15 protein-coding genes and 1 riboswitch are annotated in these 20,335 nt (G+C 51.3%); of the genes, 9 read left to right on the top strand and 6 right to left on the bottom strand.

Annotated features, from left to right (window positions below):
- The first annotated feature begins 46 nt into the window (after window positions 1-46).
- The 5 genes from AC1VOR_RS15570 to AC1VOR_RS15550 all read left to right on the top strand — a co-directional run bounded on the left by AC1VOR_RS15570 (window position 47) and on the right by AC1VOR_RS15550 (window position 6,606).
- A complete protein-coding gene (locus AC1VOR_RS15570) occupies window positions 47-1,753 on the top strand; it encodes a GDSL-type esterase/lipase family protein (protein WP_482619016.1) in 1,707 nt (568 codons plus the stop codon).
- Between the two features lie 96 nt (window positions 1,754-1,849).
- On the top strand, window positions 1,850-4,123 hold the full coding sequence (locus AC1VOR_RS15565) for a 5'-nucleotidase C-terminal domain-containing protein (protein WP_482619014.1): 2,274 nt from the start codon (window positions 1,850-1,852) through the stop codon (window positions 4,121-4,123).
- Window positions 4,124-4,390: 267 nt separating this feature from the next.
- Entirely contained in the window at window positions 4,391-5,167 is a 777-nt protein-coding gene (locus tag AC1VOR_RS15560) for an amino acid ABC transporter substrate-binding protein (RefSeq protein ID WP_482619204.1), read from the top strand.
- 10 nt (window positions 5,168-5,177) lie between these two features.
- Window positions 5,178-5,837 (top strand): amino acid ABC transporter permease, encoded by a 660-nt coding sequence (locus tag AC1VOR_RS15555; RefSeq protein ID WP_482619012.1) that lies wholly within the window; start codon window positions 5,178-5,180, stop codon window positions 5,835-5,837.
- A gap of 25 nt (window positions 5,838-5,862) precedes the next feature.
- On the top strand, window positions 5,863-6,606 hold the full coding sequence (locus AC1VOR_RS15550) for an amino acid ABC transporter ATP-binding protein (protein ID WP_482619203.1): 744 nt from the start codon (window positions 5,863-5,865) through the stop codon (window positions 6,604-6,606).
- 147 nt (window positions 6,607-6,753) lie between these two features.
- Here AC1VOR_RS15550 and AC1VOR_RS15545 read toward each other — a convergent pair whose 3' ends face one another.
- Window positions 6,754-8,568 carry a DUF5050 domain-containing protein gene (locus AC1VOR_RS15545; RefSeq protein ID WP_482619010.1) on the bottom strand — a complete coding sequence of 605 codons (1,815 nt, stop codon included), beginning with the start codon at window positions 8,566-8,568 and terminating at the stop codon, window positions 6,754-6,756.
- A 429-nt stretch (window positions 8,569-8,997) separates the two neighbouring features.
- Here AC1VOR_RS15545 and AC1VOR_RS15540 point away from each other — a divergent pair, with 429 nt between their 5' ends.
- Window positions 8,998-10,158, top strand: coding sequence for an SGNH/GDSL hydrolase family protein (locus AC1VOR_RS15540; protein ID WP_482619008.1), 1,161 nt, complete (start codon window positions 8,998-9,000; stop codon window positions 10,156-10,158).
- Window positions 10,159-10,241: 83 nt separating this feature from the next.
- On the opposite strand, the gene AC1VOR_RS15535 is transcribed toward AC1VOR_RS15540, so the two are convergent.
- Window positions 10,242-11,735 carry a glycoside hydrolase family 43 protein gene (locus tag AC1VOR_RS15535; RefSeq protein ID WP_482619006.1) on the bottom strand — a complete coding sequence of 498 codons (1,494 nt, stop codon included), beginning with the start codon at window positions 11,733-11,735 and terminating at the stop codon, window positions 10,242-10,244.
- Window positions 11,736-11,921: 186 nt separating this feature from the next.
- Here AC1VOR_RS15535 and AC1VOR_RS15530 point away from each other — a divergent pair, with 186 nt between their 5' ends.
- Entirely contained in the window at window positions 11,922-12,845 is a 924-nt protein-coding gene (locus AC1VOR_RS15530) for an ArsR/SmtB family transcription factor (protein ID WP_482619004.1), read from the top strand.
- Window positions 12,846-12,862: 17 nt separating this feature from the next.
- Here the strand turns inward: AC1VOR_RS15530 and AC1VOR_RS15525 are convergent, their stop codons facing one another.
- The 3 genes from AC1VOR_RS15525 to AC1VOR_RS15515 all read right to left on the bottom strand — a co-directional run bounded on the left by AC1VOR_RS15525 (window position 12,863) and on the right by AC1VOR_RS15515 (window position 16,404).
- Window positions 12,863-14,146, bottom strand: a complete 1,284-nt coding sequence (locus AC1VOR_RS15525; RefSeq protein ID WP_482619002.1) for a glycoside hydrolase family 27 protein — start codon at window positions 14,144-14,146, stop codon at window positions 12,863-12,865.
- Window positions 14,147-14,266: 120 nt separating this feature from the next.
- Entirely contained in the window at window positions 14,267-15,148 is an 882-nt protein-coding gene (locus AC1VOR_RS15520; protein WP_482619000.1) for a helix-turn-helix domain-containing protein, read from the bottom strand.
- 65 nt (window positions 15,149-15,213) lie between these two features.
- Window positions 15,214-16,404, bottom strand: coding sequence for an MFS transporter (locus tag AC1VOR_RS15515; RefSeq protein WP_482618998.1), 1,191 nt, complete (start codon window positions 16,402-16,404; stop codon window positions 15,214-15,216).
- Window positions 16,405-16,531: 127 nt separating this feature from the next.
- Here AC1VOR_RS15515 and AC1VOR_RS15510 point away from each other — a divergent pair, with 127 nt between their 5' ends.
- Entirely contained in the window at window positions 16,532-17,410 is an 879-nt protein-coding gene (locus tag AC1VOR_RS15510; protein WP_482618996.1) for a helix-turn-helix transcriptional regulator, read from the top strand.
- 46 nt (window positions 17,411-17,456) lie between these two features.
- A riboswitch (purine riboswitch) is annotated at window positions 17,457-17,556 on the top strand.
- A gap of 102 nt (window positions 17,557-17,658) precedes the next feature.
- A complete protein-coding gene (locus AC1VOR_RS15505; RefSeq protein WP_482619202.1) occupies window positions 17,659-18,654 on the top strand; it encodes an EamA family transporter in 996 nt (331 codons plus the stop codon).
- Between the two features lie 28 nt (window positions 18,655-18,682).
- Here AC1VOR_RS15505 and AC1VOR_RS15500 read toward each other — a convergent pair whose 3' ends face one another.
- A complete protein-coding gene (locus tag AC1VOR_RS15500; protein ID WP_482618994.1) occupies window positions 18,683-20,335 on the bottom strand; it encodes a response regulator transcription factor in 1,653 nt (550 codons plus the stop codon).

The following is a 20,335-nucleotide window of genomic DNA, read 5'->3' as shown; positions in this document are numbered from 1 at the left end:
ACTGGAAAAAGTTCTGGCTATACCTATTTGAAAGGTGATGAAGCAATTGGAACCAACAGATGCAAGCGTTGACTGTTTAACGATTCCGCGGCAGGGACGGATGGTGTTCCTGGGCGATAGTATTACGGAGAATGGAACTTATATCCGTGATCTGGAGGCCTTCTTCCTGAAATATATGCCGGAATATCGACTCGAATGGATTAATTTGGGAGTCAGTGGTGAAACGGCGGCGGGAACGAGTGAGGCGGATCATCCTTACCCGCGGCCATGCGTACATGAGCGGCTGGAACGGGCTCTGGCGGAGGCGCGGCCTGACTGGCTGTTCATCGCTTATGGCATGAATGACGGCATTTATCATCCGCTGACGGAAGAGCGCTTCTCTGCCTACCAGGAAGGGATGCGGAAGGCGGTGGAACAGTCGCGTGCTGCCGGCACTCGCGTCATTCTAATGACGCCAACCCCGTTTGACGTACAGTCTGCCATCGGAGAGCCCCGGCCGGAGGGAATGGACAACTATTCGTTTGATCTGCCTTATGAGGGTTATGACCTTGTGCTTACCCAATATGGGGAGTGGCTCCAGACTTATGGACGTACTGAGGGACTAACCGTAGTAGATGTGCACCAGCCGTTGAATGAGTTCATTCGTTCCAAGCGGGAGCAAGACGCCTCCTACCGATATGGAGATGGAGTCCATCCCGAAGAGGACGGGCATTGGGTAATTGCACGGACGATCCTGAGTAAGGTCTTCCATCTGCAACTGGAACGAGTACCGACATGGGCAAATCAGGGAACAGGCAAGTTTATCAGGCTGATGAATGAGCGGCGGTTGGCACTTAATGCTGCGTGGAGAGAGCATGTGGGTCATACCAACCCCTACAAATTTGAGACTGCACCCTTGGACGAAGTATTGCAGTATACCGCACAGGCTTTGCCAGAAGTAGAGCGAGCGGCAAGACTTGAGGGAGGGCCAGAGGAGACGACCAGCAGCTTATGGCAAGGATTCTCCCGCATTGACTGGTACTGGGAGGGACGTGAATGTACACTTGTTGCTCCGCATGAGGCGGCACAGGGCAAGCCGTGGGTGTGGCGGACCGAATTCTTCGGCGGGTTTGCGGCAGCAGATATCGAGTTAGTGAAGCAAGGCTGGCATGTAGCGTATTGTCGCTTGAGCAATCTGTACGGCTGTCCTTTCGCTGTCCGTCAAATGGAGGCGTTCCGAGCCGAACTGATTGACCAATGGAGGTTGTCTTCCAAGCCAGTATTGTTCGGGTTTAGCCGTGGGGGCCTCTATGCGCTGCAGTATGTAGCGGCGTATCCGGAGCAAGTCTCGGCGATTTATCTCGACGCGCCAGTCGTGGATATTTGTAGCTGGCCCGCCGGGTCGGGTACAGGAACAGGCGCAACCGCCGAATGGCGCGGATGTCTGGAGGTATATGGAATTGTCGGGCCAGAAGCAACTGGAGGAGAACTGAACCTGCTTCAACCTGATATCCTCCAGCGGGCAGGTGAGGTGACCGGGCATTTACTGGCATCGTTGGCGGCTCCTGCCCAGGCGGGTGTGCCTATCCTGATCGTATCCGGTGATGCGGATCGGGCGGTGCCGTTTGCGGAGAACGGTGCTATTTTGGAACGTGCTTACTCGTCCTATGGGGGCAGGGTGAATACGATCCTGAAGCCGGGTGGAGACCACCATCCCCATAGTCTGCCGGATGTGGGGCCTATCATAGAGTTTGTTCTTCAGGAAATGATTTAAATTTTACACAAATCGGTATAAAAGATAGACCTTGCGATAACATTCGCCTGTTAAAATTCCCAGGAATGATCTTTGAACATTTGGGGAGGAATCAGGTTGAAGAAGAGTCGCAAGGTATTTTCTTTTTGGATGGCTGCATCGATTGCTGTATCGTTGATTGGGCCAGTCGGGGGAGCTGCTGCCGCAGGGACGGCGGAACTGGCACAGGCTGCTGCGGACAAGCTGTCAATGTCTACGCAGCCCATAACCTCAGAAGAGAACTGGAAGCTTACGGTCATGCACACCAATGATACCCATGCCCATTTAGCAGAGGTAGCGAGAAGAGCTACGCTGGTGAAGCAGATTCGTGCTGAGGAGAAGGATAGCTTGCTGCTGGATGCTGGGGACGTGTTCTCGGGAGATTTGTATTTTACCAAATGGTTTGGCTTGGCAGACCTGGCCTTCATGAACATGATGGGGTACGATGCGATGACCTTCGGAAATCATGAGTTTGATCAAGGCACGGGCGCACTGGCCGAGTTTGTCAAGAAGGCGCAGTTCCCGCTGGTAAGCTCAAATATTGACTTCAGCACGAATCAGGACATGCTGCCATTGCTGAAATCACCAACGACCCTTAATGCGGCAACACCAAAGACAACGGCGCAAGCCGGGGTCTATCCATACGTGGTGCTTGACGTGAATGGTCATCAGGTGGGCGTATTTGGTCTGACGACAGAAGACACAGCGGAGACGTCTAATGGCGGCAAGGCTGTAAAATTCAAAGATGCAACGGAATCGGCTGCGGCAACTGTAGCTGCAATGGAGAAGGAAGGGTTGAACATCATCATCGCCCTATCCCATCTGGGCTATGCACGGGATCAGAAGCTGGCCCTGGACGTGGAGGGCATTGATCTGATTGTGGGCGGCCATACCCATACGAAGCTGGATGCTCCGGAAATTGTGGTGGATGATGTGCATGGTACGCCAACGGCGATCGTGCAAGCCAATGAGTGGGGCAAATTCCTTGGCCGGGTGGATGTTGTATTTGATAGTGAAGGGGTCGTATTGACTGGACCGGGGCAAACCACCGGACAACTGATCGCTGTCGATCCGGAGCAAGTCACGGAAGATGCCAAGGCGAAGGAAGTGCTGACTCCATATAACGAGGAACTGGAAGAGATGAAGAAGCAGCCAGTAGGTCAAGCTGCTGTGGTACTGGATGGCGTACGTGAAAACGTGCGTTCCAAGGAAACGAATCTGGGGAACCTGATTGCCGACGGGATGCTGGAGAAGGCCCGTCAATTGAAGGAAGCGGATGTGGCGCTCATGAACGGGGGCGGTATTCGTGCCCCCATCGATGAGGGCGAGATTACGATGGGAGAGTTGCGTACGGTAATGCCTTTTGGCAACACGTTGTTCGTGCTTGACGTGACCGGCCAACAACTTAAGGACGGGCTGGAAAATGGGATTAGCGGTGCCAAATCTGATGATCTTCCAGGCAAATTCCCGCAAATTGCCGGTATGACCTTCAAGTGGGACCCGGCACAACCGGAAGGGGGACGGGTATTTGATGTGCAAATCAAGCAAGAAGATACCTATACCCCGCTTAATCTTTCGGCTACGTACCGCTTGGCGACCAATAGCTTCGTGGCAACCGGTGGTGATGGATATACATCCTTTGCTGAGGCCATTGAACAAGGAGCGTATCACGAGGATCTGGGATACCCCGATTATGAAATATTTATGGAGCATGTCGAGGGGCTGGGCGGTACAGTAAATCCACCTGTGGAAGGTCGGATCACTGAGCAAGCGAAGCCTGTCGGAGACATCGATGATTCTTCATATGCTCATCTGGATGGTCATTGGGCCAAAGCTGCCGTGGAGGCATTGAATTCCCGTATTCCGGGACTTGCCGACAGCGGGACCTTTGTGCCGAATCAGGCCGTTCAGCGAGGTGAATTTGTCTCCTGGCTGACAGCAGGCCTTGGCCTGGAACCGGATGCGACGGCCAATTCCTATACCGATGTGAGCGGCGAATTGGCTGGAGCTATTGGAGCGGCAGTCAAGGCTGGCATCCTTGCGGATGACAAGACGCTGTTTGCCCCTGAGGATACGCTGGGCCGTGCGGAGATGAGTGTTATGACTGCTCGTGCCCTACGTTATGTCCAAGGGGGAACTGATGAATCGGCGCAACCGGACGCGGCTGCTTTGAACCGTTACAAGGACCAGGCGTCCATTCCGGGCGATACGGCTGCCGATATCGCTTGGCTGACGGAGCAACATATCCTTCAGGGCGATCAGCATCAGCTCTTTGGGGCGAACGAATCAGCAACCCGCGCTCAAGCTGCCGTTATTCTCATGCGTTTACTTCAAGTTGTGGACATCATTTAATAAGACTATAGCAGTTAAACAATATAGGAACCTTACAGGCTACGGTCTGTGAGGTTCCTTTGTTTTTCTACGAAAGGTTACGGACTGGAGGGGGCTGACGGGAATGTTCGGGGAACTGTCACAGATCACAGGGAGAAGCTGACAGGCAAGGGCAAATCTATCGACGACTTTATATTAGTATGTTATCATGAGAGTCTGATAACGTATTAACGAACTAAAGCGTCGGTCATTAAGCTTGGGCGACGGCTGTATAGGGGAGAGAACATGATGAAGGGTAAAAAAATAGTAGTATTGAGCGTAATCCTGGGACTTATGCTAACCGTGTTAGCGGGGTGTGGCGGCTCTGCCAAGAATGACAATAAGCTGGTCATCGGCATTGATGATAAATTTGCGCCGATGGGGTTCCGTGATGAGAAGAACGAAATTGTAGGTTTTGACATCGACTATGCCAAGGCAGCAGGCGAGAAGATGGGAATGGAAGTAACCTTTCAACCTATTGACTGGAAGGCCAAGGAATCGGAGCTGAACAGCGGGCGGATCGACTTGATCTGGAATGGCTATACGATTACGGAGGAGCGGAAGGGGAAGGTTCTCTTTACCAAGCCTTATTTGAAGAACAGTCAGGTGGTCGTTACGCTGGCTGAATCCGATATCCATACGTTGGCTGATCTGGCTGGCAAGGAAATAGGGCTGCAATCCTTGTCTTCCGCTGCGGATGCTTTGGACGCGGCACCGGTCAAGGACGAGGTTAACTCGGTGTCAGAGTTCCCGGACAATGTGCTTGCCCTTAGCGACTTGAAGACCAAGCGGCTGGATGCGGTCGTTATTGATGAAGTCGTGGCAAGATACTATATGTCCAAGGAAGAAGGCACCTTTAAACTATTGGACGAGTCGCTGGCACCGGAGGAATACGGTATCGGCGTGAAGCAGGGCAATGAGGAACTGCTGAACCGGTTGCAGCAGGCGCTCGACGAATTGAATGCTGACGGTACGGCCGCTCAGATCTCACAACAATGGTTCGGCGAAGATAAAGTGCTGAAATAGGAGAACGAAGATGAGCCTGGATTATATGATTAGCATTGCAGGACCGATGCTGGAGGGAGCGCGGACGACGATTTTGCTGTTCGCCCTGGCAATCGTAACCTCGATTCCACTTGGCTTTGCCTTTACCTTCATGGTTCGCAGCCAGATCAAGCCTGTGGCATGGTTTGCGAGTGGATATATTTATGTGATGCGCGGAACGCCGCTGCTGCTGCAAATGCTGTTCGTCTGCTTTGGCCTGCCCGTGCTGCCGGTGATCGGGGAATACCTGGTTATGGATCGTTTTGCCGCCGCTTGTCTGGCCTTTACTTTGAATTATGCAGCCTATTTCGCCGAGATTTTCCGCGGAGGATTGCTGGGTATTGATAAGGGACAGCATGAGGCTGCCAAGGTGCTGGGGCTTACCCGCTGGCAAACGACGACCCGAATTGTACTGCCGCAGATGTTGAGGATTGCCTTGCCTGCCATCTCCAACGAGTCTATTACTCTGGTAAAGGATACGGCACTACTGTATGCAGTGGCGGTACCAGAACTGCTGCATTTTGCCCAAACCGCAGTCAATCGCGACTTTACCGTCATGCCGCTGGTTTTGGCCGGAGTGATCTATTTGCTAATGACGCTGGTGCTGACCGTATTGTTCAAGGCGCTGGAACGAAAGTATAAATTTGAGTAAAGGTTAGAGGACTGGAATGGTGAACATGGGGATTGTGGAGCTTGCCAATGTCAAAAAGAAGTTCGGTACCCTGGAGGTGCTGCATGATGTATCCTTCAACGTAGATACCAGTGAGGTCATCGCTGTGATTGGCCCTTCAGGTTCTGGTAAAAGCACGATGTTGCGCAGTCTTGCCCATCTGGAAGAGGTGGACGGAGGTAGCATCCGCATTGGGGATGCGTACCTTGTCAAGGATGGGCAGTATGCGCGTCCGGCTGCGATTAAGCAGATGACGTTACGGATGGGGATGGTATTCCAGCATTTCAATTTGTTCCCCCATCTGACGGTACGGGGTAACCTGGAGCTTGCACCCAAGCTTGTGAAAGGGCTGCCTCCCGCTGATATCCGTGGCAAGGCGTCGGAACTGCTGGAGAAGGTGGGCTTGCTGGACAAGGCGGATGCCTATCCTTCCCTCTTGTCCGGAGGACAAAAGCAGCGGGTAGCCATTGCAAGGGCGCTGATGATGAACCCGGAAATCTTGCTGTTCGACGAGCCGACGTCGGCGCTGGACCCGGAGCTTACAGGTGAGGTGCTCCAAGTCATGAAGCGACTGGCCGAGGAGCAGATGACGATGATTGTGGTGACGCACGAGATGGGCTTTGCCCGTGAAGTGGCAGACCGTGTTCTGTTCATGGCGGATGGAGCGTTCATTGAGTCCGGTAAGCCGGAAGAATTGTTCGGGCATCCCCGGCATGAGCGGACGCGCTCCTTCCTGCAACGGGTATTGTAGCAGGGTAGAGAGTCAATCACTGGCTGGAGGAAGACAGCAATGCATGGGCGGTACCTCCAGACGTTCAGGAGCAACAAGGAAACGGCGGCAAGGCCAGGGACAGTAAGACGCAGTCCCGGCGCTTGCCGCCGTTTTGTCATGTTTACGTTATTTAACGGAATACACGCCTTCCTGATACATCAAGGAATAAACGAGGCCGGCTTCGCTCAGTAAGGCTTGCCCAATCGCATCCTTCACGATATGCTGCATGCTGCCATCTGCTCCGAGCTTGTAAATGCCGGGAGCATAGCCATCAGCGATATAGTAGATACCCGTCTTCCCGATGTGAAGTCTGAGATTAGAGTCACTTGCCCCTGGCAACCCGGCCAGCTTACTCGCTTGCCCGCTGACTGGATTATAGCGATACAGCTCTGTGCTTTGGTTACCCTCTACCGTGTAATAGAAGAGGTTGTCGTGTACCTCCAATACGCTAGCTTCATCTGGTGTGATACGCATAGGATCGCTTCCATCCAGGCCAGCGTGCATCAGCGCCCCGGTATCTCCATCCACATAATAAATATGCTCCTGAACCACCCAGAAACGCTGAGTATTGGCAACGATCTGCTCATGCTTGCGTTCGGCCAAGCTGATGCGGTATAAGGCGGTGGCATCTTCGGGATCACTGTCCTTGAACCCGAGAGCATATAGTGAGCCATCCACCAAGGTTAACGAGGCATCCCCTGTATAGCCGACACCTCCGTTTACATGTGAATCACGTATGATGCCGTAGGTATAACCAGGTTCACCAAGCTCCACCTGTTCGCCCGTATGGGTATCAACCCGCAATAAGTTATCTGCCTGACCGCTCATAAATTGAAAATCGGTATAGTACAGATTTGCCTGGTCTTTGACAAGTCCAAGCAAGCTCTTGGCTGTTGTTATCTGTTGCAGTGATCCGTTCTTCACAAGGTATAGGGTGTCGTGCCCCATGGTTAAGTCACCGCTGTGGAGATTGACGTACAGTTCGCCATCCAGCTTCTGCACATCGGTCAGCCAGCCCCAGCCCGGCGATATATCCCCGATCTCCAACGAAGCGATCTTGCGTGACTTAAGAGTGGAGAAGTTGTAGGCATAGAGGGAGACGTCGTCGTTCACCTTCGATACATAATACAAGTCTTCTCCAATGACCTTGGCCGAATTAAATACGGGTTGTCCAGGAACTTCAACCTGAACGTTCTTCTTATCGGACGTCTGACGGAATAATTGCTCGTCAAGGGTACTTCCGTTATTGCGGTAAAAGGTCCGCGTGTAGTAGTTAGCATTGTTATACCGAGTTAGCGGATTTATGACCTTGTCATCCACTATCGGCTTGCGGGAATCCTCCAGTTGCTTCTTAATGGCATTTTGGACGTGAAGGGATTGCCCTTCTGGCTGCTTCACATTAAGCGTTCCGTCTCCGATAAGAATGAGCCCGTTCAGCCATGTGATCTGTTTGCCAAGCGCAACTCCGGCGTCACGGAGCGGTAGCATAACTCTGCCGTTGATCTTTTGCGCGGGAACGTCCAGAGCAACCTGCTTCCCATTAACCTCCATACTCTTGCTGTTGAGCTTGAATTTGACGGTCTTCTTCTGCGTGACATTGCGCAGGGTGATGTCGCTTGGATTCTTCGCATCCCAGATGACCTCCCACATCCCCTCATTAGGACCGGTGCTTTGCTCGGCCAGATAGCCCATCAGACGTATGGGAACGAGCACACGCCCATTCTTTTGCACGACTTGATAATCCCCGCCGAGTTCTGTTTTTTGTCCCCGGATAAAGGCTTTGCCCTTGTAGTTAGATGGGATGATAGACAATTTGTTAAAGGCCTGCTCCAAGGATTGGCTGCCAGTCGTGGTTACGTCCTCTTGCTCGGCGGCGTAAGCCCCTACGGCTCCCAGACTTAAGCAAGCTGCCAAACCTAGCGATATCCATTTGCTTCTCATATAAATCTCCCTTCAAGCAGTGTGATACAAACCATATACCCTCTAAACGCAACTGATCTCACAAAAGTTTCTGTCACTTTTGGAGAAGGATGAGGTAAAATCGAAAATGCAGGGTAGTTATAGTGCGTGTTCAAAAAGTCGAATTTTCAGGACCGAAGCTTATGCTTCCGATGTGCGTTTTTTAAAAACGCTTGAGTTGGATGAAGCTAGGGACTGAGTAGCGGAGCTACACGTTTTCGGAGAAAACGACTTCGGAAGCATGGGTACGTGAGCAACTCAAATGTTTCTGAAGGAAACATACTACGGAAGCATATGCTAGTCCCGGCTGAATTCAAGATTCGATGTCGAACCCACTCCTCGAACAGCTTCGTTCTGGGAAGATGACTTTTTGAACAACCTCTTATAGATGGCAGGATGGGGGAGTATTGGATGATGAAGGACTATGCTTCAGCCACCGTCGTATCGACGGCGTGCAATTATGTAATGGTACGCGATGAAGGCTTCACGCATACGTATCGGACATTCTTAAGATTGCGGGAAAATGGACCGCTTGAGCTGCGGTTCTGGCATAGCAATGCGGTTGATTCAACCTGGGATACAGGAACCGTGGCAACAGGCGGTTTGCTTGGCGGTAAGTGGCGGATTGAGTCGGCTTATGTCGCTGATGGAGGCACTGTGGCCGATGGTTCCGTTGTGAACGATTCGCAGATTCAGATTGCCTTTGCCGGAAGCGCTACCAGGGAGGTGGAGCCAGGCGAGCAATTCTGGAGTGATCCCGTAGCAATTCATTTGCCGGAGGGGCATCTGCTGGCCTTTACCTGGACGATCACGGCACCGCCAGGGACAAGCATCCCTTACAATACAGAGCAAATGCTGGTCAGTGCTTATGATGCTCCCGGCAATCATGCTGGCGTGGAGAGCGCGGACGGGTTCAAGGCTTCTGCCAACCTGCTGGTGCTGCCAGCCTTTATCGGTTATGTGCAGCCGGTGCGGAGGCGGCTGGTTTTCCTTGGGGATTCGATCACTCAGGGGGTCAGAACACGCCAGGATGCCTATGAATATTGGGTGGCCCGGATTGCTGAGGGGCTGGGCGCCGATTATGGGATATGGAACCTCGGTTCCGGCTGGGCGCGGGCCTATGATGCCGCCGCCGATGCTGCTTGGCTGAGCAAGGTGAAGCTGGGACTGGTCCCGGGCGCGGGCACTCAGGTTATACTTGCTTTAGGGGTCAATGACATCGATATCGGCGCCCGGACATCTGACGAATTGCTTGCCGACTTGACGAAGATCATCTCGGTATTGCGGAATCATGATCCTTCCGTGGAAATCATTCTCTTTACCGTGACACCATTTAACTTCAAGGATGAGCGGGAGCAGCATTGGCGTAGAGTTAACGAGACGCTTCGTACTTCTGCATTACCGGGAGTAGACCACGTGTTCGACTTGGCCGCTTTGCTATCCAGACCGGAGCCGGAAGCCCACCGGGAACGGCAGGAATTCATGAGCTCGACGGATGATCCGCATCCGAATGGACATGCAGGCCAGGTTGTCAGTGATGCGTTCCTCGCTTGGTATAAGAAGAAGGGCTGAAGCCTCAATAAAAAACAGGCAAGCCATCCACGGAGTTTCTCCTTTGGAGCTTGCCTGTTTTTCGCTATATTATGCTGATCAGGTTAAGCATACTCGCATCTAAATTCGGTGAACTCTGCTACAGCACCTTCTCCATGGGTATATAACCCGATGACTACACCTGTAAATCCTCCTGCAACCTCAGAGGACAGATACCTGGTCTGGGCTGTCCCAAGCAGGATGTCTTCTCCATGTATACGAGTATAGAAGCTGTATTGCTGGCGGTCTGCCCGAATGATTAACGTTGCTTGATTGCTGGCAGCAAGATCGACTTGATGCTCCACGGATTTGATATCGCCAATGTTCAGGCGTTCTATGACTTGGTAGTTAGCTCCCTCCTTGCGTACGGCCAAATCATAATGATGGTTCTCATCCATGTAAAGGGTAATACCAGCCTCTCCGTGATTAAGCTGTACCTCGCAAGAGATTTCAGTGTCAAAGTCTCTCTGCCGAATGCCGATGAAGGTAGGGTTCTTTGGCAGGTCCAGAGAGATGTCCGTTCCTTTAAGCGTAGCCTTATCCTCTTCAAGTACGTAATTACTCAACTCCGGATGGCGCAGATAACACCAGTCCAGCTTCCAATCGGTATTCCCGAAGGTGAAGTTCTTCTGCTCTTGCTGAATGATGTCGTTTGGTATCCGGTCTGTCTCAAAGCTTGAGAGTGTGGTTCCCTGATGCCCTGCTGTAAACCAACCCTCTTCATCAAAGGTAACCGGTGTGAGAAATACTTCTCGGCCCAGATGATGGTAAGTCAGGTATTGCCCGATTTGCCGGAAGCCGAGGTGAAGCATCCACCAATTCCCTTCATGATCTTGAATGAGATCGCCATGTCCTACTCCCTGTAGCTCATATCGGCCAAGGTTGCGATTGGTGAGAACCGGGTTATGCGGGTAGGATTCGAACGGGCCGGTGAGTTCTTCTCCGCGAGCATACACAACCATATGCCCATATTCGGTGCCACCCTCGGCAGCCATCAGGTAATACCGGCCATCCATGCGGTACATATGAGGACTTTCCAAATATCGTCCGCCGGTCCCTTTCCAAATAGAACAGCTTGGGGAAAGCTTGCTGCCGGTCTCCATATCAAGTTCACATTGAACAACGCCTCCCACGCCTTCATCGTCGACCCCGTTGCTCATGAAGAAGGCTCTTCCATCCTCAAAATATAAATCCGGGTCGATTCCTCCTTGATCAACGAAGATAGGGTCAGACCAATCCCCATAAATATCGTCAGTCCAAACATAGAAATTTTGCCGGGTAGTATCATTCGTGGTGGTCATATAGAACCGCCCGTTGTAGTGGCGAATTGTAGGGGCAAAGACACCTCCCGAGCTGCCAACGGAGCCAAGCTGGACCTGGCTCTCCCGGGTCAGGCAATGGCCAATCTGCTTCCAATTGATCAAGTCCTTACTCTCGAACAAGGGAACGCCGGGAAAGTATTGAAAGGAACTACATACCAGATAATAGGTGTCCTCCACCTTGCACACACTAGGGTCTGGATAAAAGCCCTTGATAACGGGATTATTGTATTTCATCATAAGCACCTCTTTAGTCATTCGTTTTGTCATTTATAAATATATAAATCCAATCAGATTTGATTCGAACCTAAGCACATTAAACCCCATTGATTGGGACGTTGCAATATATAAGGCTTGAAGGTTGAAGACAATTTGTTTTAAATTAATAAATATATGATTTCAACTGAGGGTGTGAGATACGTAAATATGATTAAAGCCAATGGAGAAGGCAAATATTTACCGTTGTACGAGGCGCTAGCGAGTGAAGTGCGCTGGAAGATCATGAAGCTGGTGGCAGATAAGGCGATGAACGTGAAGGATATTGCCGCCAGCCTGGAGCTAAGTCCCTCCATTATCACCATGCATATTCGCAAGCTGGAGCAGGCCGGACTTATCGATACTCATCGGCTGAGGGCAGGGGGCGGCACCCATAAGATGTGCTCCCTCAAACACAACAGCATTGAGATTGAACTGCCGTCCGCCAGTATACATGAGGAAGTGAGAGAACAACATATTTCGGTTGGACATTACACAGCCTTCGAGGTTCATCCTACCTGTGGGCTTGGCACGAAGGAGAAAGAGATAGGGGTATGGGATGATCCGCGTTACTTCCTTGATCCTGAACGGGTCCATGCGTCTATCCTCTGGTTTGGGCGGGGGTATGTTGAATACAAAATGCCGAACTTCCTGCTGGAAGCGGAGCTGCCGGAGGCTCTGGAAATCTCTATGGAAATCGCTTCGGAGGCTCCTGGACTGAGAGATGAATGGCCCTCGGATATCAGTTTTACCTTCAACGGAACTTTTCTTGGAACCTGGACCAGTCCGGCTGACTTCGGTAGGGCGGCCCGTGGCAAGTTCACCCCGGCGTGGTGGCATCGCAATGTCAATCAATACGGGTTGCTCAAGACGATTCGTATCGAGCCCACGGGTACCTTTATGGACGGGGAGCGCATGTCGGACGTGACGCTTGCTGACATCGGGCTACATGAACCGTTTTGGACGCTTCGCTTTGCCGTCGACGAGCGAGCCGTTCACGTAGGAGGATTAACCTTGTACGGGGCGGGATTTGGCAACCATGATCAGGATATCGTGGTCAAGGCATATGTGGAAAGAGCGCGGCTTAATGGATAAGCCGCACTCTTTGACCCCTAGCCGAATTGATAGAGACGTACGCCATGTGGTGGCACATTAGCGTGCAGGGTTCCTGTCCGCGTATCTGCGGCCTCCCCGCTCCATAGTTCGACCCCCTCTGCACTCTGCGTAAGGCCAATGTTCTCAATGGATAAAGCTAGAGGCAACATACGCTCACCGATATTAAACACGGCAACATATTGGAAGCCTTCAGGATGCTTGGCTGTCCAGACGATCAGTTCGCCTTCCCGTAGTGCTTCCTTGGCGCCTTGGCTTTCCCGGTGCATACGAAGCACCTCTCGATTGGTCAGGAGCGACAGTGTCCAATCATCGCAATCTCTTAATTCACCACCAAAGATGAGTGGCGAACGAAAGATGCTCCACAGCGACATCATGGTAAGCTGTTCGTCTCGGGTAAAGCGGGTCCAGCGGTCGGAGCCACCACCATCGACGGAGCGAATGCCAATATGGCCCAGCGGCAACATATCGCAGTCCGGCCAGCAGCCTGCTTGCGGTACGCCTTGCCACGTCTTGCAGCGGTCGAACATATCCAGCAGGAGAGGCCACTGATCCCAGAAATCATCGGTAACACGCCACATATTAGCATGTTCAGTGAACAACCCCGAGTATTCCACTGGAGCAGGTCCCGGAGACAGACTTAACACCATGGGACGACCGCATCGTTCAATCGCTTGAGAGATCAGCTTAATCTCCGCTGCATGCGTATCGTAAAGTCTGGACGCAGCGATATCGTCTACCTTCACCAGATCGACACCCCACTGTGCATATAGCTCAAATAGTGAATTGTAGTAAGCCTGGGCTCCAGCTTTGGAGGCATCTACTCCATACATATCCGTGTTCCACGGGCAAATAGAGTTGGTGTGAGCTATGTCGCGGGCGGTTGCAGACGTGCCGAGAATCGAGGTAGCGGCGTGAACAGCCTGCCGGGGAATGCCCCGCATGATATGAATACCAAATTGTAGCCCAAGGCTGTGTACGTAATCCGCTAATGGCTTGAAGCCTTGAACTCCTGCCGCAGAGGGGAAGCGGTTCTCGGCAGGCATCAGGCGGGAGTATTCATCCATGATTAGTGGAACGAAGGGACGGTATTGCGAGGAGTTCGCCCCAGGCTCGTACCACTGAATATCCACGGTGATATAGCTCCAGCCATAGTCCTTCAGATGCTGCGACATATACTCTGCATTGCCCCGAATTTCTTCCTCGGTTACGGCAGCGCCGTAGCAGTCCCAACTGTTCCAGCCCAAGGGTGGAACGGGTGCAATTTGCTGATGTTGATTCATGATCAAGCTCCTTTACTCATGCATGATTGCTCTTCTCATGTTCATCATAATCAAGGATTTTAGCGATATCTACGATAAGGTTATAAGTGGAATAGCAATATATTGCGGTTGATTAAGGGGTCAATCAAAGAACAATTTACGATAAACCAGACTTTCACCTCCACTGCGAAATTCGCCTGGAGTTAGTCCGGTCAAGCTGCGGAATGCCTTGATAAAATAACTGCCACTGGAATAGCCAATCTGCTCGGCAATTTGCTCAACGCTGAGCCGGGTGCCGCGTAGCAGTTCCATCGCATTTTCAGTTCGTATGCGGGTTAGGTAGGCACCAGGCGTTAGTCCCGTGCTGGCTGAGAAGCTGCGAATGAAGTGATATTTGGATAAGCCTACTTGTTCTGATAGTTGATCCATGCTGATCATCTGCGAATAGTTCAACTCGATATAGGCGACGGCGAGTTGAATGCTCGTCGGCCAAGCATCTTTGTTCCGAAGCGTACTGGACTGCATTCGAGCGAGCTCTGTGACGAACTGGTAGACGCAGGAGGAGGCGATTAAGGGATCAGAGATTCGGCCAGCTCCTGCATCAACCACGATCATCCGGGCGAGCCGGACCGCCGCGCAATCTGGGGATAGCTTGGGCACCTCTCCGGCTTCGCGCAGAAATCTGCGCCAATGAGGCAAAATGAGCTTGGGCCGGAACAACAAGAAGAGGAACTCCCAAGGCTCTTTAGACCCGGTAGGATAATAATAGCGGTGCGGGCCGGGAATCTCCGCCAAGAAAGCTTGGCCGGCCGTGACACGGTGTATCTGGTTATTGGACTCGTACACCCCTTCACCAGCCATCGTATACTGGAATAACAGAAGGGGGCCATCGGCCCGCTCCAGCCCATCCCAGGCATAAGTGGAATCGGTGATGGAGTCGTAACCCGCGGCGTATAATACGCAAAGCTGGAGCTCCTCATCTTCCGTAAAACGAAATCCATAGGTACCACGAGAAATGTCCATCGGCGTTCTCCTTCAGTCCTGACTTCCTGCTAGGGTGGGGGAGCTAGGTTTGGTTCCAAGCAGGATCATATGCTATTGATGTCATAAGTTTTGCTTTTTTTCAATACCAACAACAAACGAGTCATTGCCAATAGCATTATAAGAAACAGGAGTACCAAATAGTAAGGGAAAGTATTCATGCTTGTCATTTGTGCCAATAAACCAAATAAAGGGGGCATAAGCATAATGCCTAAATAAGAAACGGCCATCTGTGAGCCCATCATGGACTGAGACAGCTCTTCTCCGAAATTTGTAGGTGTCAAATGGAGAAGGTTAGGAAATATGGGGGCGTTGCCGAAACCGACCAGGAATAAGGCAACCGTAGAGACTGCCGTTGGAAGTGGTAGCATGAGCATAACAATGGCCACGAACAGGATGGCTTGTCCGAGGTGAATTAGTCGCCAGCTTGTTACTCGATCCGCTAAAAAGGCGGAGAGCAGTCTGCCAGTGGCAATACCGACATAATACAACGTAACGGATTGGGCTGCGGCTTCCAGAGACAAGCCTTTGGTATCAACCAGAAAACTGCTCCCCCATATGCCTGCTGTGTACTCGATGGCGCAGGACCCTATGAATATGAGCCAGACCGCTCTGGCTGAGGGGATTTTGAAAAGCGACAGGATGCTGACCGACTTAAATACAATCTCTTTTTTCGCTGACTTATCTGGATGAACTTTTTTCCATAAGGGCAATGAGAACAGGGCAATTAATGCAATAGAGGCCTGTATCATAAATACAGTATAGTAGCCATCCCGCCAGTTCGTTGGCTCTGAAAGTGATAGCGACATTAAATAGGGGCTCATGGAAACTCCAATTCCATAAAAGCAATGCAGCAGATTCATATGACTAGCCTTATAGTGTAGGGCTACATAATTGTTAAGGGCCGCGTCTATAGCACCGGCACCCAGACCTAACGGAATGGCAAACAGGCACAGCCACAACATATTTTGTGAAAAAGAAAAGCCCAGCAGTGCAGCGGCTGTCAAGCTTACACTGGCAGCCGTTATCGTGGCTGTTCCATATTTCTGGATTAATTTTGCACTACTCAAGCTTGAGATGGTTGTAAAGCCTGAGATGGTGAAGGTGACATATCCTGCTGCTGAGACTGGAACGCCAAACTCTGTATTGATGGCGGGCCAGGCCGTTCCAAATATGGAATCGGGTATCCCCAAGCTGATAAATATGATATAAATGATGATTAAAAGTAATGTAGCCATAGTTGCCTCCTGAAATTTGTTGGTAAATGAGTCAGAGCATGAATTGAAATATATCACAAATAAAAGCCTTTTTTCTTGCAGTATTTCACTTTTTTACAGTACAATATCACAAAAAGGAGGTCCTGATATGAAGAAGACAGTGAGCACAGATGAACAACTGCGAGAACTGGCTACACATGGATCTCCACAGTTCCCTATACAATATTATCTTGACGATACGGATGAGTTCCCTCACCACAGTATCAATCGACATTGGCATGAAGAATTGGAATTTGCGATTGTTCAGGAAGGGAATGTGAAGTATCTGATTGGCGAGGATCTTGTGCAGTTAGGTCAGGGGGAAGGTATTTTTATAAATTCGCGAGTCATTCACGGATATGAGGTGGAAGGCAGAGCGACGGTTCCTAATGTGGTATGCTCCCCTGAAATCATTTCCAGTAGCCATCAATCTGTGTATCAGAAATTTGTGCACCCCATGATTCATTCCCACATCTCTTGCTTGCGTCTGAGCACTCAGGTCGATTGGCAAAATGAGATTCTGCAATCTCTTCACCAGGTGTTCCATTTGTTAAATGCTCAGGAAGAGACAAGGGAACTTGATGTGCAAATTGAGCTTGCTTCGATCTGGCGCCAATTGTATCTACACCAGCAAGATTGTATGGAATCTCCGCAGACTTCAGGTTTTCAGACGACGCAAGCACGGCTAAGGCTTATGCTGGAGTTTATTTATGAGAACTACATGGAACGAATCAGACTGGCGGATATTGCTTCCGTTGCCAAAGTTAGCAAGAGTGAGGCGTTACGTTGCTTCAAGGAAGGACTTCACACCTCCCCGGTAGACTATCTGATTGGGTTCAGATTAAATAAATCTAGAGAATTGCTACAAACTACAGGAAGCACGGTTACGGAGATTGCGGCCAAGGTAGGCTTTGAAGATGTAGGATATTTTGCTCGAATGTTTAAGAAAACCTACGGTGTAACACCGAAGCAGGTAAGAAGATACTAAGCTGGAGGATAGATGGGGGTTGACGCATCTTGCGTAATATCGCATAATAACATGCAGTGTTCAAATTCGTATAACTCTGCCAGTAATGGGGCGGGGGTCTCTACAGGAAGCCGAACTTCCTTGCTACGAATATCAGATCGCAGTTCATGGAACTGAACGGTCTATATTCCGGGCAAGGGAGTTTTTTTGCGTTCAGTAGCTTACGATGGGCACGACAACTTAGGTATAGAAGGAGATTATTATACGTGATGAAACATAAATGGCTTGTATTTCTAGGTGCTGTCAGCTATGGGGTGTTGTCTACTATTGTGACCAAGGCCTATGGACAAGGATATTCACTCGGCCAGGTGGTTGGCAGTCAACTGCTAACCGGATTTGTGTTGATCTGGCTGCTGGCCCTTATAGTGAAGCTGGGTGAGAGACGCAAGAAGAAGCAGGGTTTGGCTTCGGCAGCTTCTGGTTCGGGTATCGTGAAGCTGACCTGGAAGCAACGTCTGCTTCTGCTCGCTGCGGGTGCGCCCACAGCAATTACGGGACTGCTCTATTATCAATCCTTGCATTATATTCAGAATTCACTGGCGATCGTGCTGTTGTTCCAGTTCACCTGGATGGGAGTGCTGCTTCAAACGATCGTGCAGAAGAAACGCCCCCACAAGGTTGTTCTGTTCACTTTAGTTATCCTGTTTGTCGGTACCTTACTGGCTGCAGGCATATTTGAACGGGGCAGCGGTGGTTACGATTGGCGGGGGATTCTATTTGGCCTGCTGGCTGCGGTTAGCTATACCTTTTTCGTGCTGTTGAGTGGAAAAGCGATACCGTCTGCTCATCCGGTATATCGCAGCGGCTGGATGATTACGGGTGGCATGCTGCTGGTATTCCTGTTGTTCCCGCCAACCTTCCTGTTCGATGGAACATTGCTTCAAGGCTTGTTGCCCTATGGGTTTTTCCTTGGCCTGCTGGGCGCCTTCCTTCCGCCATTGCTATTTGCCATCGGTGTACCGTCGACAGGCGAAGGGATGGCCGCAATTCTCGGCGCTTCCGAATTGCCAGTAGCGGTACTACTGTCCAGTGTCGTGCTTCATGAGCAGGTCAGCGGCATCCAGTGGTTTGGCGTGTTGCTGGTCTTGCTGGGCGTGGCACTTCCCGAGCTGTATAAGCGGCGGCGGGGAGGTCCGCGCTCAAGAAAAACACCTGTTTCCGTTGCTGGTTCAACCAAAAGTTCAGACGCCAAGGCGATACACTAACCTATTCGTTCAATGGGCAGGGGCGAGTTTATTTTCCGCGGAAGTCCCGTGGTGACTCGCCCGTCAGCTTCTTGAATACTTTGCTGAAATATTTGACGTCGCGGAAGCCGACCATTTCGCCGATCTCATGCAGCTTCAGATTCGGATTGGCCATCAGCAGCTTGGCCTTGTCAATCCGATATTGGCTCAAGTAGTCGGAGAAATTAATACCGAATTCCTGCTTGAACTTCCGGGATACGTATTCCCGGCTTACATAAAACTGCGCTGCGATCTCCTGAAGGGATAAGTCAGCTTGATAATGCTGCTCCACATATTGCACGATATCCGCCATCGTATGCTTCTCCTTGGCGGTCTGTCGGGAGAGTAGCTTCGCTGTTTGCCCAATAATCCGTAACGACCAGTCCCGCCACACATAGCGGGAGAAGGTGTAGCTGTCAGGATTGGGGATGCTGGCCACAGGCAGACCTGCTGGCGTGGAAGTATCCTGTTCTGAACGAAGATCTTCCTTAAGCATGGCTTCCGTCTGCTCGCCAAAGGTCTCTCGTACAAGCCGGGTCTGAAACGATAAAATATCGTTTCTCCAAATAGCCAGCAGTTCGGGAGTGACCTTGCCGCTACGGCAAAGCTCATCAATCCAGCGTTCTGCGGCAACCGTCATTTGCTCAGGATCGGAACTCATGACGGCGACTTTCCAATCCTCCTGTACTTTAGCGAAGCTTAGGAGCGATTTGCCCGATGCCGTGGTGGTGGATGTTTCCATGAAATTTGCATGAATGAAGCGACCCGGCTCCAGCAAATTGCGGCGGCGCAACACCGTCAGCGCTTCGCTATATTGCTGAGGAAGGCTGGCAGGTAGAGGTCCCGTCTGCCCTAACCCGAAGTGCAGTCGCCGCTGCAAGGTGTGATGGAGCCCCTGATTGATTTGCTCGGCCTGCTCGAAGGCTTGGTCTGGTCGCTCCCAGATCAGCAGCAAAATTTCCAGCGGCGCTCCCCAATGTCTGAATGCGATACCACTTCCACCAGGCAGCAGAAATTCATTGCAAATATTAATCAGTGCAAAATGCAGCAGCTCGCTATTGTACCCGAATCGCTCCTGAAGGATTGCATCCCCGGCATCAATCTGGCAGATCAGCAGGCGTGCGGATGTGATGTGTGTGGGAATAACTCCCTCCTCCCGCAAACGGCGCAAGGAAGCTTCGGCGGAGCCGGGATCATCAATCAGGGAGGAGAGCAGCTTCTCACCATACACAGGCTTGAACTCATTGAGTCGGATGCTCTTGTGCTGCATATCCAGACGCTCCTGATCCTCCTCACGCCACTGGCTCACCGCTTTGGCTACTGCGGCATTGATGGCTTCGGGATCGATAGGCTTGAGGATATAGTCGATTCCTCCATGCCTTACGGTACTGCGAACAAATTCGAAATCGTCATGCCCGCTGACCACAATGAATTTCACGTTTCCGGCGTGCTCGCGTACCCAGGTCATCAGTTCAAGGCCATGACCCGATCCCATCATCATATCCATAATGATAAGTTGGGGCGGGGTGGCTTTGATGAAGTCAATGGCCTCATTGCCTCCGCCCGCCTCCTCGATATCCCGTATTCCGTGGCTCTCCCAATCAACCAGCAAGCGCACGGCCTTTCGAACCCGTACCTCATCATCGACAATTAAAGCTCTCAT

The organism is Paenibacillus sp. 1SOY10, from assembly GCF_056836745.1.
Note: the sequence above shows the minus strand (reverse complement) of the source record. Positions and strands in the feature narration are given on the sequence as shown.

Bases quoted from the DNA above. Each gene is read 5' to 3' on its own strand.
- AC1VOR_RS15560 (WP_482619204.1), top strand. From the start codon at position 4,391: ATGAAGGGTAAAAAAATAGTAGTATTGAGCGTAATCCTGGGACTTATG.
- AC1VOR_RS15555 (WP_482619012.1), top strand. From the start codon at position 5,178: ATGAGCCTGGATTATATGATTAGCATTGCAGGACCGATGCTGGAGGGA.
- AC1VOR_RS15550 (WP_482619203.1), top strand. From the start codon at position 5,863: ATGGGGATTGTGGAGCTTGCCAATGTCAAAAAGAAGTTCGGTACCCTG.
- AC1VOR_RS15545 (WP_482619010.1), bottom strand. From the start codon at position 8,568: ATGAGAAGCAAATGGATATCGCTAGGTTTGGCAGCTTGCTTAAGTCTG.
- AC1VOR_RS15540 (WP_482619008.1), top strand. From the start codon at position 8,998: ATGATGAAGGACTATGCTTCAGCCACCGTCGTATCGACGGCGTGCAAT.
- AC1VOR_RS15535 (WP_482619006.1), bottom strand. From the start codon at position 11,735: ATGATGAAATACAATAATCCCGTTATCAAGGGCTTTTATCCAGACCCT.
- AC1VOR_RS15530 (WP_482619004.1), top strand. From the start codon at position 11,922: ATGATTAAAGCCAATGGAGAAGGCAAATATTTACCGTTGTACGAGGCG.
- AC1VOR_RS15525 (WP_482619002.1), bottom strand. From the start codon at position 14,146: ATGAATCAACATCAGCAAATTGCACCCGTTCCACCCTTGGGCTGGAAC.
- AC1VOR_RS15520 (WP_482619000.1), bottom strand. From the start codon at position 15,148: ATGGACATTTCTCGTGGTACCTATGGATTTCGTTTTACGGAAGATGAG.
- AC1VOR_RS15515 (WP_482618998.1), bottom strand. From the start codon at position 16,404: ATGGCTACATTACTTTTAATCATCATTTATATCATATTTATCAGCTTG.
- AC1VOR_RS15510 (WP_482618996.1), top strand. From the start codon at position 16,532: ATGAAGAAGACAGTGAGCACAGATGAACAACTGCGAGAACTGGCTACA.
- AC1VOR_RS15505 (WP_482619202.1), top strand. From the start codon at position 17,659: ATGAAACATAAATGGCTTGTATTTCTAGGTGCTGTCAGCTATGGGGTG.
- AC1VOR_RS15500 (WP_482618994.1), bottom strand. From the start codon at position 20,335: ATGAGAGCTTTAATTGTCGATGATGAGGTACGGGTTCGAAAGGCCGTG.